This is a genomic window from Streptomyces sp. NPDC088707 (genome assembly GCF_044752725.1).
Classification (GTDB): Bacteria; Actinomycetota; Actinomycetes; order Streptomycetales; family Streptomycetaceae; genus Streptomyces.
The window spans coordinates 26562-39892 of the sequence record NZ_JBIVLV010000007.1 but is presented as its reverse complement, the minus strand read 5'-3'; the positions used below and the strand labels follow the sequence as shown (position 1 = coordinate 39892).

The following is a 13331-nucleotide window of genomic DNA, read 5'->3' as shown; positions in this document are numbered from 1 at the left end:
CCTGAGGTGGTGGAAGGGACGGAAGGGCGTCAGAACTTGATCCCGCCCAGGAGGCCGGCGAGGCTCTGCCCGCCCGCCGTGATGCTCGGGGCGATGGCCGTACCCGCGAGGTAGAAGCCGAACAGCGCGCTGACGAGGGCGTGCGAGGCCTTCATCCCGTCCTTCTTGAAGAACAGGAAGCAGATGATGCCGAGCAGGACCACGCCTGAGATGGACAGGATCATTGGTTGTTCTCCTGGTTGAGGGGACAGTCACCATGAGTCCTTCCAAGTTCACAGCAAGTATCTATGTGACTAAAGGTGCATTAGGGTGAAAAACGGCTGATTTCACTTGACCGGCGGACGTCGAACGGGCTGTCGAGTGGCGAAATGCCCGGCGTGCGCTAGAGGAGCGGCCGAGGGCGGACTGCCGTGATCTTTGCCTCGGCCGGGCGCGGCCATGTCACCGAACGGGCAGTACCCTGTCGATTCACTCGTACGGCCGCGCTTGCCGTGCACCGGTCGACAACGCAGGAGAAAGGCGGGCCACCCGATGAGCGAGACTCCGGACCCCGAGGTCATCGAGCTGGCGTCCAAGGTCTTCGACCTCGCCCGCACCGGGGACGCCGACGCGCTGGCCGCCTACGTCGACGCGGGAGTCCCCGCCAACCTCACCAACGACAAGGGCGACTCCCTCGTCATGCTCGCCGCCTACCACGGCCACGCCGCCGCGGTCTCCGCCCTCCTCGCGCGCGGTGCCGACGCCGACCGAGCCAACGACCGCGGACAGACCCCGCTCGCCGGAGCGGTCTTCAAGGGCGAGGACGCCGTCGTCCGCGCCCTCCTCGACGGCGGCGCAAATCCGGAAGCCGGGACTCCGTCCGCCGTCGACACCGCGCGGATGTTCGGCAAGGCCGAACTGCTCGAGCTCTTCGGATCCCGGTGAACGAGCGCTGAACCCCAGGTGAGAGCGGCGTCGTAAATGTGGTCGCGGTGGCGAAATGGGTGGGTCATCATGACGTCGGGCCCGGCAAAACGGGCCACCGACGAGAGGCTGAGGAAGATGGTCACTGGCAGGCGATGGACGACGAGCGGCCCGACATGTTGCCGCACGGCCTAGGCGTACGGGTGATGTACCGCCCGACCCGGGTCTTCCCGGTATCCCCCGGTCGTGTCGACAGCTTGATGTGAGGCGTCTCCCCATGTTCGATCCAGTCATAGCGCCGAGCGGCACCCTGCTCGGCCTGCTGCAGAGGGGCCGCGGCGACGGCACCCTGCACGCACTCGCCGCGCCACGCGCCGAGGCCCTCGCGGCCCTCAACCACTGCGTTCTCGACGACCCCCGCCACGACTGGCAGGTCGAGAACCGCTCCCTCTACTACGCCCGTCTCTACCTGGACCTCCACGGAGGTCTCGACGAGATCGAGGCGCATCTCTTCGGCGCCGAGGACATCCTCGACACCGAGGAGTCCAGGACCGGGCTCGCGCTCGCCGTCCTCGGGCACCTCGCCTCCTACGGACGCCAGGACGCCCTGCTGCTTCTCCGGCGGTACGCGGCGACCGGCGCCAACTGGGCCTGGGCCCTCGACGAGCTGGCGCTCCGCGACGACGACGCCGGCCTCCGCGCGCTCGCCGTTCCCGTGCTGGCCCGCTTCCCGGCCGACGCCGAGGGCGACGCCGAGCTCGCCGGCGTCGTACGGGACGCCTTCGAGCCCCGCCCGTGGCGGCTGTGGGCCGAGGACCAGCGCGACGCCGTCGGCGCCCGGGTCAGGGCCGCCCAGGAACAGGGCTCCTTCGACCGCTGGCAGCGCCAGATGCGCCCCGCCGGGCCCCGCCCCGGCTGGAGCGTGCGCGCCGTCCTCGACTGGGCGCAGGAGGGATACGAACGCGGAGCCGTGCTGTACGGTCCCGCAGCCCGCTGCCTCACCGCCGTCGCCGGTCCCGAGGACCGGCCCGAACTCCTCGCCGCCGCCCGGCACGGCTCGGTGGGAGCCCGGGGCGCCGCCCTGCACCACCTCGCCGAGTCACGGGACCCCGCCGTCCTCGACCTCGTCGAGGCCGCCGCCGACGGCGACTCCCGCGAGGTCGCCGACGCCGCGATCGCCGCGTACCGCCGCATGTGCGGAGAGGACGCCGTCGCCCGCGCCCGCGCGTGGGTCCGCCGGACCGACGCCCTCGGCGCGGCCGCCGCCGACGTCCTCGCCTGCCGCGGCACCGCCCAGGACTCCCCCTCCGTCCTCGGCGCGCTCCGCGACACCATCCGCTCCGAAGGCCCCGACGCGCCCGCGCTCGGCGGGCTGGTGGACGGCGCCGGCCGCCTCGGCATCGCCTGCGCGGCCCCCGTGCTGCGCCACGTCTACCGCGAGACTGCCTCGTCCCAGCTCCGCGGGCGGGTGGCCCGCGCCCTCGCCGCCACCGACCCCACCTTCGCGACCGGCTTCGCCGTCGAATGCCTCTGGGACTGCGAGGAGACGACCCGCGAGGTCGCGGCCCAGCACGCCGAAACCGGTGACGTGCGCGTCGCCGAGCGATTGCGCCGCCTCGCGGCGGACCCGGCCGAGGAGGTCGAGGTCCAGACCGCGGTACGCAACCGCATAGGGCCGGACCTCCAGGTCTGACCCGGCCCGGTCGAGGTCCGGCCCCACCGGACGGACCCGGTCGTCCCCCGCCACCCGGCTCCGGGGCGGCGCGGCCCCCGGCGGAGAACCCGCCGCGCGAGGCCCCGCCCCGGAGGACCGGTCGAGTAGCGGGGGCGACCGTTGGACCACCAGGCTGCCGGGCCACCAGGCTGCCGGGCTCCCGGGCTCCCCGGCCGTCCCGCCCGCCCCCGCGCGCGTACCCCCGCCCCGTCCCCTTACCGCCGTACCGCTCCCGCCACCACCGTCGGGTTCGCCGTGCTCGGGGACTCGCTCAGCGAGGGGGTCGGCGACCGGGTGGACGGCGCCTGGCGGGGTGGGCGCCGCTGCTCGGCGGCGGGCTCGCGGCCTAGGGACAGGACACGGCGTTCCTGAACCTCGCCGTCAGCGGGGCCCGCGCGGAGGCCGTGTTGTCGCTCGCGACGGCCGCACCGGACGGCTCCCCCGGCGCAGCCACGACCTGCTTCCGCAGCTGCTGCTGCTCGCCGGTGCGGAACTGCGCCACTGGGCCGGCGGCACCGGCACCGCCCCCTCGACGCGCGCGCGGCCGACGCCCTCGGCGTCGTACTCGCGGCCACAATGGGGAGATGAACGGGCGCTGGGAGTTCTGGATCGACCGGGGCGGCACCTTCACCGACATCGTCGGCAGACGGCCCGACGGCCGGCTCGTCACGCGCAAGGTGCTCTCCCACGATCCCGCCCGGCGCCACGACGCCGCCGTCGCGGGAATCCGCCTCCTCCTTGGCCTCGGGCCGGACGAACCCGTCCCGGCCGACCGGATCGCCGTCGTCAAGATGGGCACCACCGTCGCCACCAACGCCCTCCTGGAGCGGCGCGGCGAGCCGACCGTCCTCCTCGTCACCGAGGGCTTCCGGGACGCGCTCCGCATCGCCTACCAGAACCGGCCCCGGCTCTTCGACCGCCACATCGTGCTCCCCGAAGCCGTCTACGCGCGCGTGATCGAGGTCCCCGAGCGGGTCGACGCCCACGGCCACGTGGTCCGGCCCCTGGACGAGCCGGCCGTCGCCGAGGCGCTCGCCGCCGCACACGGCGACGGACTCCGCTCGGCCGCCGTCGTCCTCCTGCACGGCTACCGCCATCCGGCGCACGAGGCCCGGATCGCGGCGCTCGCCCGCGACACGGGCTTCACCCAGGTCAGCTCCTCGCACGAGGTCAGCCCGCTCATCAAGCTCGTCCCGCGCGGGGACACCACCGTGGTCGACGCCTACCTCTCGCCCATCCTCCGCAGGTACGTCGACGAGGTCGCCCACGAACTCGCCGGCATCCGCCTCATGTTCATGCAGTCCAACGGCGGACTGCGCGAGGCGGCCCACTTCCGGGGCAAGGACGCCGTCCTGTCCGGACCCGCCGGCGGTGTCGTCGGCATGGCCCGCACCTCGGCACAGGCGGGCCACGAGCGGGTGATCGGCTTCGACATGGGCGGCACCTCCACCGATGTGTCGCACTACGCCGGCACCTTCGAGCGTGAACTCGGTACACAGGTGGCCGGCGTACGGATGCGCGCGCCGATGATGAGCATCCACACCGTCGCGGCGGGCGGCGGATCCGTGCTGCACTTCGACGGACGCCGCTACCGCGTGGGCCCCGACTCGGCGGGCGCCGTCCCCGGACCCGCCTGCTACCGACGCGGCGGCCCGCTCACGGTCACCGACGCCAACGTCATGCTCGGCCGCGTCCAGCCCGCCCGCTTCCCCGCCGTGTTCGGCGAGAGCGGCGACCTGCCGCTCGACGCCGACGTCGTACGCGAGCGGTTCACGGCCCTCGCGGAGGAGGTCGGCGGCGGCCGTACACCCGAGGAGGTCGCCGCGGGCTTCCTGGAGATCGCCGTCCTCAACATGGCCAACGCCGTCAAGAAGATCTCCGTCCAGCGCGGCCACGACATCACCCGCTACGCCCTGACCAGCTTCGGCGGCGCGGGCGGTCAGCACGCCTGCGCCGTCGCCGACGCCCTGGGCGTCGACACCGTGCTCGTCCCCCCGCTCGCCGGCGTGCTCTCCGCGTACGGCATCGGACTCGCCGACGCCACCGCCATGCGGGAGCGGTCCGTCGAGGCGGAACTCGACGCGCCCGGCACCCCCGCGCGCGTGAAGGCCCTCTGCGCCGAACTCGCCGACCGCACGCGGGCGGACCTCCGCGCCGACGGCCTGCCGGACGAGGCGGTCACGACCCACGCGCGCGTACTCCTGCGGTACGCGGGCACCGACGCGAGCCTCCAGGTCGACCTCGCGTCCCCGGCCGACCTGAAGGCCGCGTTCACGTCGGTGCACCGCGCGCGGTACGCCTTCACCATGGACCGGCCGCTCGTCGTGGAGGCGGTCTCCGTGGAGGCCGTCGGACGGGCGGGGCCGCACGGACCCGTCCGCACCGGACCCGCCCCCGATTCCGCGGCCGACACGGACAAGGGGCCGGCGGAACGCGTCGGCGAGCCCGTCCCGCACGCCACCGTCCGGATGTTCAGCGCCGGCACACTCCACGACGCCCCCCTCCACCGGCGCGCGGAACTGCGGCCCGGCAGCGCCGTGGACGGGCCGGCGATCGTCGCCGAGGCCGACGCCACGACCGTCGTCGACAGCGGCTGGCGGGCCACCGCGACCGACACCGGACACCTCCTCCTGCACCGTGTCACCCCCCGCCCCGCGCGCGTGGCGGCGGGCACGGACGTGGACCCCGTCCTCCTGGAGGTCTTCAACAACCTCTTCATGGCCATCGCCGAGCAGATGGGCGTCCGCCTGGAGAACACCTCACAGTCCGTCAACATCAAGGAACGCCTCGACTTCTCCTGCGCGCTCTTCGACGCCGAGGGCAACCTCATCGCCAACGCGCCCCACATCCCCGTCCACCTGGGCTCCATGGGCGAGTCCATCAAGGAGGTCCTGCGGCGGCGCGCCGACGACCTGCGTCCCGGCGACGTGTACGCGATCAACGACCCGTACCACGGCGGCACCCACCTGCCCGATGTCACGGTCGTGACCCCGGTCTTCGACGAATCCGGCGCCGAACTCCGCTTCCTCGTCGCCTCACGCGGCCATCACGCCGAGATCGGCGGGATCACCCCCGGCTCCATGCCCGCCTTCAGCCGGACCGTCGACGAGGAGGGCGTCCTGTTCGACAACTGGCTGCTCGTACGCGACGGACACCTGCGCGAGGCCGAGACGCGGGCCCTGCTCACCGGCGCCCGCCACCCGTCCCGCGACCCGGACACCAACATCGCCGACCTCCGTGCCCAGATCGCCGCCAACGAGAAGGGCATCGAGGAACTGCGCCGGGCCGTCGACGAGTTCGGACTCGACGTCGTGCGCGCCTACATGAGGCACGTCCGCGCCAACGCCGAGGAGTCCGTGCGCCGCATCGTCGCCCGCCTGGACGACGGCGCGTACCGCTACGAGACCGACGGCGGCGCGGTCGTCCAGGTGGCCGTCCGCGTCGACCGTGCACGGCGCTCCGCCGTCATCGACTTCACCGGGACCTCCCCGCAGCTGCCCGGGAACGCCAACGCGCCCACGGCCGTCGTCCTGGCCGCCGTCCTGTACGTCTTCCGCACCCTCGTCGACGAGGACATCCCGCTCAACAGCGGCTGCCTGGAGCCGCTGGAGGTGCGCGTCCCGCCCGGCTCCATGCTCGCGCCGGAACCACCGGCCGCCACCGTCGCCGGGAACGTCGAGACCTCCCAGGCCGTCACGGGCGCGCTCTACGCGGCCCTCGGCGTCCAGGCCGAGGGCTCCGGCACCATGAACAACGTCACCTTCGGCAACGCGCGCGTGCAGTACTACGAGACGGTCGCCAGCGGCTCCGGAGCGGGTGACGGCTTCGACGGCGCCGACGCCGTCCAGACCCACATGACCAACTCCCGGCTCACCGACCCCGAGATCCTGGAGTGGCGCCACCCGGTCAGGGTCGACGCCTTCGCGGTACGGGAGGACGGCGGCGGGCGCGGCCGCTGGCGTGGCGGACACGGGGTGGAGCGCCGCATCCGGTTCCTGGAGCCGATGACGGTGGCCCTCCTCACCGGACACCGCAGGATCCCGCCGTACGGCATGGCGGGCGGCGAACCGGGCGCCCTCGGCGAGAACCTCGTGGAACGCGCGGACGGCACCGTCGAGCGACTCGGCGGCTCGGCCACCACCGAGGTGGGCCCTGACGACGTCCTGGTCCTCCGCACCCCCGGCGGCGGTGGCTACGGTCCGCCGCCCGACAAGGAGTGACGGCCGACGCTGGGCGCCGCCCGGACGCGCTGCCAAGGCCCGCCCGGACGCGCCGCTCGGACGCGCCGCCCAGGCCCGCTCGGGACCCGCTCAGGGCGCGCTCAGGGCCCGCTCAGCGCACCGGCGCGAACCGCACCGGGGTGCCCGGCACCGCCTGTGCCACCGCGCCCAGATCCGCCTCCCGCACCACGCCGACCACGGGATAGCCCCCGGTCGTCGGATGGTCGGCGAGGAACACCACGGGCCGCCCGTCCGGCGGCACCTGGACCGCCCCCAGGACCATGCCCTCGCTCGCCAGTTCCCCGTGGAGGGACCGTTCGAGGGCCGGTCCGTCCAGGCGCAGTCCGATGCGGTTGCCGGCCGACGACACCCGGTACGCGCGCGTGACGAGGGTCCGGAGCGCCGCGGGCGTGAACCAGTCGTCGCGCGGCCCGAGCCGGACCCGCAGGACGAGTTCGGCGGGCGGGCCGGGCCACGGGGGAGCGTCGACCGAACCCCGCACCGCCGTCGCAGTCGCCGTGCCCGTGTCCGGTCCCAGCGGCAGGACCGTCTCCTCGGCCACCGGCGGCGGACCCAGACCGGACAGCAGGTCCGTGGAGCGGCTGCCCAGCACCGGCTCGACCTCGATTCCGCCGCTGATCGCCGCATACGCGCGCAGCCCGCGCGTGGCCGTGCCGATGTCCAGGACCGAGCCTGCGGGCACGCGGACCGCCGTTCCCCAGGCGGCCGGGCGCCCGTCCACCCGTACCGGGCAGGGCGCTCCGCCCACCGCCACGGTGACCGCGCAACGGGGCCGCAGGGCGCAGCCGTCGACGGTGGTCTCCAGGACGGCCGCGGTCTCCGGGTTGCCGACGAGCCGGTTGGCGCGGCGTACGGCCGCCGGGTCGAGAGCACCGGAGCGGGGCACCCCGAGATGCGCGTACCCGGCACGCCCCAGGTCCTGCACGGTGGTCAGCGCCCCGGCCCGGACCACCACGACGGCCCGGTCGGTCATCGTCCGCCCCCTGCCGCGGCGCCCTCCGCCGTGAAGCGGACCCGCGTGCCCGGGGTCAGCAGGGCGGCCGGCTCCCGGCCGGCGTCCCAGAGGACCACGTCCGTCCTGCCGATGAGCTGCCAGCCGCCGGGGGAGGAGCGCGGGTACACCCCCGTGTACGGCCCCGCCAGGGCGACCGAGCCCGCCGGGACGGCCGTACGCGGAGTGGCTCGCCGAGGCACCCCGTACCGCTCGTCGAGTCCCGTCAGATAGCCGAAGCCCGGCGCGAACCCGCAGAACGCGACCCGGAACTCGGCCGCCGTGTGGATCCGTACCGCAGCCTCGACGGACACACCCCACAGCGCGGCGACCTCGGCGAGATCGGGCCCGTCGTAGCGGACCGGTATCTCGATCGCCCCTCCCACGCGCGCGGGGAGCGGCCCCACCTCCCAGCCGCTCAGCTCGGCCGCGAGCCGGTCCGGGTCCGCCACCCCGTCGAGCAGCACGGTCCGCGCGGCCGGCACGATCTCCCGCACGCCGGGCAGCGCACCGGCCGCCCGGCGCCGCAGCAGCTCCGCGTGGAACGCCTCCGTCTCCTCGCCGCAGGCCAGCTCCACCAGGAGCGCCCGCTCGCCCACGCGCAACGCGCGCGGGGCCGCGGAGCTCACGCGAAGGCCTCGATCCGCACACCGGCACCCTGGAGGTGCTCCCGGACCCGCCGCGCCAGGTGCACCGCGCCCGGGGTGTCGCCGTGCAGGCACAGCGACCGCGGCCGCACCGCGACGGAGCTGCCGCAGTGCGCGGTGACCACGCCGAACCTGGCCATGGCCACCGACCGTTCCACCACGGCGTCCGGGTCGCTGACGACCGCCCCCGTCTGCCCGCGCGGCACCAGCGTGCCGTCCGCCCGGTAGGCCCGGTCGCCGAAGGCCTCGGGGACGACCGGCAGCCCGGCGTCCGCCGCGGCCTCGTGCAGGCGCGACCCCGGGAGCCCCAGGACCGGAAGCGTGCGGTCCGCGAGCAGGACGCCCTCGACCACCGCGGCCGCCTGCTCCTCGTCCCGGACCACCCGGTTGTAGAGCGCGCCGTGCGGCTTCACGTACGCCACGCGCGCGCCGGCCGCCCGCGCGAAGACCATGAGGGCGCCGATCTGGTACGCCACCTCGGCCGCCAGCTCCGCGGCCGGCACGTCCATCGAGCGCCGCCCGAATCCCGCCAGGTCCCGGTACGAGACCTGGGCCCCGATCCGTACCCCGCGCGCGGCGGCGAGCTCGCAGACCCGCCGCATGGTGGCCGCGTCCCCGGCGTGGAAGCCGCAGGCCACGTTGGCGCTGGTCACGACCGACAGCAGCTGCTCGTCGTCGGTGAGCGTCCAGCGTCCGAAGCCCTCACCGAGATCGGCGTTGAGGTCGATCAGGGCCTCGGCCGGGCTCTGGTCCGGGGGCGTGCGCATCTGCACCTCGCAGCAGGGGGAGCGTGCCGGGGCGGCACGGGGGACCGTACGATGCCGTCAACGTAGAGGATCGTTGAACAATCCGACAAGAAGACGGCAGAGGACGACAGGGAGCGCCGTGACAGCGAGCGAAGCCGGGGACCTGACCGACGACCGCGTCCTGCTCGGCCGCACGAGCACGGCGGAGCGGGTCGCGGACATCCTCCGCACCCGGGTCGCCGAGGGCTACTTCCCGCCCGGCACGCGGCTCTCCGAGGAGGCCATCGGCGGCGCGCTCGGCGTGTCCCGCAACACCCTGCGGGAGGCCTTCCGCCTCCTCGCCCACGAGCGGCTGCTCGTCCACGAGCTCAACCGCGGGGTCTTCGTCCGGGTCCTGGCGGTCGACGACGTCGACGACATCTACCGCACCCGCAGGCTCGTCGAGTGCGCCGTCGTGCGCGGCCTCGGACAGCCCCCGTACGCCCTCGACGCGCTCGCCGCGGCCGTGGTGGCGGGCGAGGCCGCCGTCCGCGCGGGCGACTGGCAGGGCGTCTCCACGGCCAACATCCACTTCCACCGGGAACTCGTCGCCCTCGGGGGCAGCGCCCGTACCGACGAGCTGATGCGGGGCGTCCTCGCCGAGCTCCGTCTCGCGTTCCACGTCGTCGACGACCCGCGAGCGCTGCACGAGCCCTACCTGGCGCGGAACCGCGAGATCCTCGACGCCCTGCGAGCCGGCGAGCGGACCACGGCCGAACGGCTCCTCGTCCGCTACCTCGACGACTCCCGCACCCGCGTCGCCGCCGCGTACGCGAGGGCCGTCGAGGCCCCGGCGGGCCCGGCGGACTGACCGCCGCGGAGCCCCGGTCGAGGCCGGTCGCATCTGCCCGTTTCGACCGTTGTCAGTTCGAGGACCTAATCTGTCCACCGTGACTTCGCCTGCCTCGACGGACCTCGCTCCGCCCCAGCTCAGCGCGGGGCCGCGGCCCGCGCAGGGCCCGGCCGCCGACGAAGGGCTCGCGCGGCGCCTCCGCGCGCTCGCGTGCACCGCCCCGCTGCACGACCTGGACGCGCGCAAGGCGAACCTGGCGGGTGAGTACACGGTCTACGCGATGGCCGAGGTGGCCCTCTCGGCGATCGACCTCATCACGCTCAACATGGACTTCGACACCGGCGCCGACCACGAGCAGATCGTCGCCCGCCTGCTGCCCCGCGTCGCCGCCCAGGCGCCCACCCGCCCCGCCGCCGAGCACGAGCGCGTGGCCCGCTGGGTCCTGGAGAACCTGATCAACGTCGGCAGCGTCGACCGCGGCTTCCGCGCCGTCTACGGCACCTTCGGCACCGACGGCGTGTACGTCCGCAGGGACTACGACTTCAAGCTCATCGAGGAGGTCCCGGGGTACGGCGGCGGTGTCTACCTCCGGACCACCGACGAGGCGGTCAACGTCCTCGTCGGGGCCCTCGACACCGACGTCACCAGCGCCCAGATCGCCGCCGAGGTGAAGCTGGAGGTCCTCATCAACCGGGGCCGCCTGGCCGACGCCCAGCTCGCCGCCGAGCAGGCGCGGTACCGGACCGTGCAGTACGCCGAGACCCTCCGCAAGACCCTGGAGGCCACCCGGCGCAACGTGCGCGCGGTGGACTGGCTCAACACGGTGCCCGACATGATCGCCGAGGCTCTCGACCACGTCGCCGACCGCTACCGCCACGAGAACGCGATCCTCACCAACATCCGCAAGGCCCGCGACGAGGCCGAGGCCACGTCCGACGCGAAGACGGCCGAGCACAAGCGGCGCGCCGCCGAGCTCGTCGACATAGTGAAGGACTGCATCCGCCGCCACACCCAGCTCCAGTCCCGCCTCCTGGACGCCGGGCCCCTCTTCCGCGCCGAGCAGGACCGGCAGGCCTTCGCCGCGCCCACGTCGTACACCGGCCTCGACCTGTACGGGCAGCTCGTGGCGCCGACCCTGCCGCTCCCCGTGGAGCAGGCCGCCAGGGTCACCGACGCGTTCTTCGCGCGCGGCACCGGTCTGCGCACCCCGGCGTCCGTCCGGCTGGGCGACCTCGTCGACCTGCTCCTCACCCCGCCGGTGGAGCGCGAGCACCTCGGCGCCGAGATGCCCGAACCCGACCTCATCGCCACCCCCGACGACTCCCGCTTCAGCGAGGAGCAGCTCGCGAACGCCATGCGGCTGCTCGACCTGGAGCACGACGCCCCGCGCCGCCTCTCCGGCCTGCTGGCCGAGGCCCGCGAGCTCGACGCCGACCTGCCGTACCTCGTGGCCCTCCTCGCCGTCCACGCGGCGAGCCCCCCGGTCGGCACGGCCTACCGCCAGGGCGAGGAGCGCCTGCTCTTCGCCGTCGACGACGGCACCCCGCTCGACGACCCGGAGTTCGGCGGTGCCGACCTCATCGTCGGTACGGCGCTGCTCGACGCCGCGGGCATGGCCGCCGGCCGCACGGAGGCCTCGTGACCCTCGTCCCGCCCGTCCCCGGCCCCGCAGCCGTGCCCGCCCCCGCCTGCCTTCCCGTCCCTCCGGTCCGACCGCCCGAGACGGAACCCGGCCAGGAGCAGGCATCGGCGTCGGCTCCCGCCCCGGAACCCGCCCCCGAGCCGGTCGGCCCCGCGCCCACCACCCCTCCAGGGCCCCGGCTCCGCCACGTCCGGATCGACCCCCCGGCCGGCGCGCGAGGCGAGACGGACGACCCGCCCCCGCGGGTCCCCGGCACACCGACCCGCTTCGGAGTCGTGGCGGTGCCCCAGCGGTCCCGCTCGACGTCCGACCGGCGCAGCGGCCCGCCGTCGGTGCGTCCCGTGCGCCTCGCGGACATCACGGCCGCGCCCGTCGGCCTGCCCGGCGCCGTCGAGCGCCCCGCGTCCGTCACGCCGGTCCCGCTGCCCGTACCGCGCCCCGACACACCCGCCGGACCAGACGCACCAGACGCACCTGCCGGACCAGACGCACCCGCCGCACCAGACGTACCCGACACACCTGCCGCACCCGTCGGCCCCGCCGGCCCCGCAACCCCCGCCGACCCCCCACCGACCGAGAGCCGTACCGAGGAGCCCCAGTCGTGAGCGAAACCCACGCCGAGTACGCCGACGCGTGGGGCGAGCAGGAGCCCCCGCAGCCCCCGGCCGCCTCCACGGGCGTCGGCGCCGCGCCCGCCGTCACCCCCGCCGACGCCTCCGACGCGGCCCGCCTCGTCTCCTTCGGGCTGCAGCCCAAGCTGCTCCCCGCACGCGACGCCGAGTACGCCGAGCTGCTCCGCCGCTACCGCGAGGACCCCGCCTTCGCGCGCCTCGCCGACGCCGTCGCGACCGGTCTCGGGCTGATCGTCCTGGAGGTCTCCCCGCGCGCGGGGATGGCCGTCACCGCCGGCGAGGACTCCGTCTTCGCCGTCCGCATGGGCGACTACGCGCGCCGCGCCTCCACCGACTCGGCCGACCGCTTCCTGCACGGCCTGGCCCATCTCGCTGTCGCCGCCATGGCCTTCCCCCGTCCCGAGGACCTCGCCGACGACGCGTACATCGGCCGTCTCACCGTCAACGGCGTCGACGCCTTCGTACGGCAGGCGTGCCTGCGCCTGGAGCAGCGTGCCGAGGAGCAGGGCGAGAACACCGACCCGGCGTCCGACGCCCCGGGCCTGGAGGCCGCCTGGCGGATCTACGCCCGCCGCAGCGCCACCGGCGCCACCAAGGACGCCCGCCGTCTCGCCGGATCCACCACCGGCATCGTCGGCAAGGCGGCCGCCTTCCTCACCGACTCCGGCTTCCTCCAGCGCACCGGGGACGAGGGCGGCGGCTCCTACCGCACCACCGCCCGCTACCAGCTCCAGGTCCGCGACATGGCCGGGTCCGCCGCCATGGCCGAGCTCCTCGAACTCGGCGTCGTCCCGGTCAGCGACGGCTCCGCCACCCTCCTGCCGCCGCCCGAGGGCGACGACCTGGAGATCGCGGCCGACGCGGGCCTGCCCTTCCACGCGCCGCAGTCGGTGTAACCGCCCCGCGCAACACGCAACCGTCAGCGCAACGGCCGCCCACCCCGCGAAACCGCCCGCCCGCCCCGCGAAACCGTTCTTCCCGAG

General features: G+C 74.8%; 11 protein-coding genes. 6 read left to right on the top strand and 5 right to left on the bottom strand.

The annotated features are described in order from the left end of the window. Positions 1-29: 29 nt before the first annotated feature. The gene (locus tag ACIP84_RS21570; protein ID WP_015032212.1) at positions 30-224 is read right to left on the bottom strand and encodes a hypothetical protein; all 195 of its coding nucleotides are present in this window, start codon (positions 222-224) and stop codon (positions 30-32) included. Between the two features lie 307 nt (positions 225-531). Here ACIP84_RS21570 and ACIP84_RS21565 point away from each other — a divergent pair, with 307 nt between their 5' ends. Together ACIP84_RS21565 and ACIP84_RS21560 are read left to right on the top strand one after the other, a co-directional pair. Continuing rightward, a complete protein-coding gene (locus tag ACIP84_RS21565; RefSeq protein WP_355963611.1) occupies positions 532-924 on the top strand; it encodes an ankyrin repeat domain-containing protein in 393 nt (130 codons plus the stop codon). A gap of 256 nt (positions 925-1180) precedes the next feature. Continuing rightward, positions 1181-2596: a HEAT repeat domain-containing protein gene (locus tag ACIP84_RS21560; RefSeq protein WP_355963608.1), complete on the top strand. Its 1416-nt coding sequence runs from the start codon at positions 1181-1183 to the stop codon at positions 2594-2596. A gap of 367 nt (positions 2597-2963) precedes the next feature. Here the strand turns inward: ACIP84_RS21560 and ACIP84_RS21555 are convergent, their stop codons facing one another. Further along, positions 2964-3119: a hypothetical protein gene (locus tag ACIP84_RS21555; RefSeq protein WP_401799465.1), complete on the bottom strand. Its 156-nt coding sequence runs from the start codon at positions 3117-3119 to the stop codon at positions 2964-2966. Between the two features lie 82 nt (positions 3120-3201). Between ACIP84_RS21555 and ACIP84_RS21550 the strand changes: the two genes are divergently transcribed. Next, positions 3202-6837, top strand: coding sequence for a hydantoinase B/oxoprolinase family protein (locus ACIP84_RS21550; RefSeq protein ID WP_401799464.1), 3636 nt, complete (start codon positions 3202-3204; stop codon positions 6835-6837). 112 nt (positions 6838-6949) lie between these two features. On the opposite strand, the gene ACIP84_RS21545 is transcribed toward ACIP84_RS21550, so the two are convergent. From ACIP84_RS21545 to ACIP84_RS21535, 3 genes are read right to left on the bottom strand one after another with little or no spacing between them, the layout of a single operon-like run. Further along, positions 6950-7831, bottom strand: coding sequence for a biotin-dependent carboxyltransferase family protein (locus ACIP84_RS21545; RefSeq protein ID WP_401799463.1), 882 nt, complete (start codon positions 7829-7831; stop codon positions 6950-6952). Next, entirely contained in the window at positions 7828-8478 is a 651-nt protein-coding gene (locus ACIP84_RS21540; protein WP_355963600.1) for an allophanate hydrolase subunit 1, read from the bottom strand. Before ACIP84_RS21540 ends, ACIP84_RS21545 begins: the two co-directional genes overlap by 4 nt. Next, positions 8475-9263, bottom strand: a complete 789-nt coding sequence (locus ACIP84_RS21535) for a LamB/YcsF family protein (protein ID WP_401799460.1) — start codon at positions 9261-9263, stop codon at positions 8475-8477. Before ACIP84_RS21535 ends, ACIP84_RS21540 begins: the two co-directional genes overlap by 4 nt. A gap of 118 nt (positions 9264-9381) precedes the next feature. Between ACIP84_RS21535 and ACIP84_RS21530 the strand changes: the two genes are divergently transcribed. The 3 genes from ACIP84_RS21530 (at position 9382) to ACIP84_RS21520 (ending at position 13244) form a co-directional block, all read left to right on the top strand. Next, on the top strand, positions 9382-10092 hold the full coding sequence (locus ACIP84_RS21530) for a GntR family transcriptional regulator (protein ID WP_401799458.1): 711 nt from the start codon (positions 9382-9384) through the stop codon (positions 10090-10092). Between the two features lie 79 nt (positions 10093-10171). Continuing rightward, complete coding sequence (locus tag ACIP84_RS21525) at positions 10172-11716, top strand: hypothetical protein (protein WP_401799456.1); 1545 nt, start codon at positions 10172-10174, stop codon at positions 11714-11716. Positions 11717-12317: 601 nt separating this feature from the next. Beyond that, a complete protein-coding gene (locus ACIP84_RS21520) occupies positions 12318-13244 on the top strand; it encodes a hypothetical protein (protein ID WP_355963586.1) in 927 nt (308 codons plus the stop codon). Positions 13245-13331: the final 87 nt, after the last annotated feature.